1 protein-coding gene is annotated in these 913 nt (G+C 62.0%); it reads left to right on the forward strand.

Features of this window, described 5'->3' with window-relative positions:
- The coding region (locus E4K65_RS48125; protein WP_209312171.1) for an immunoglobulin-like domain-containing protein at window positions 1–913 on the forward strand (913 nt) is incomplete at both ends.

Below are 913 nucleotides of genomic sequence, written 5' to 3' on the forward strand. Positions count from 1 at the left end.
GGCAATTTCGAGAACCTGGTGGTCGGGACGGCGGCGGCGACGGCGCACGTCAACGACACGATCACCACCAATTTCGTGACGCTGCACGACGTCGTGGTGCTGGAGAACCAGACGATCATTTATACGGCGCAGGTGGACTACGCGCCGATCGATACCCCACTGACGGTAACTCTGAACAATGGGGTGGTGATCACCTTCGATCCCGGTCACTTGACGGCGTCGTCGGATCCACAGCCCGCGCAGGGCGACGACGTGTATTTGGATGGCCACTCGACCCAGGTCTGGATTGCCAGTGCCTCCGGCGGAAGCTTCGAGAAGGTCGACTTCACCAAGTACGGCACTGCCACGGTGACGGTCAACGACACCATCGACACGACGACGGTGGACTTGAGCGCCTCGACGGTGCTGGAGGGGCCGTCGGCGAACTACGTGTTCACGGCGACGCTGTCGAACGTCTCGCACGGCGATACGGTCATCACGACCGACCAGGGCGCCATCACGATCCACGATGGCCAGACCACGGGCACGTTGACCGTGGCACCGGTTCCGCCGAACAACGAGGATCCTTATCTGGATAGCACCAGCCTGACGGCGACCATCACCGGTGCGACGGGCGGCAATTTCGAGAACCTGGTGGTCGGGACGGCGGCGGCGACGGCGCACGTCAACGACACGATCACCACCAATTTCGTGACGCTGCACGACGTCGTGGTGCTGGAGAACCAGACGATCATTTATACGGCGCAGGTGGACTACGCGCCGATCGATACCCCACTGACGGTAACTCTGAACAATGGGGTGGTGATCACCTTCGATCCCGGTCACTTGACGGCGTCGTCGGATCCACAGCCCGCGCAGGGCGACGACGTGTATTTGGATGGCCACTCGACCCAGGTCTGGATTGCCAGTGCCT

The organism is Bradyrhizobium niftali (assembly GCF_004571025.1).
Taxonomy (GTDB): domain Bacteria; phylum Pseudomonadota; class Alphaproteobacteria; order Rhizobiales; family Xanthobacteraceae; genus Bradyrhizobium; species Bradyrhizobium niftali.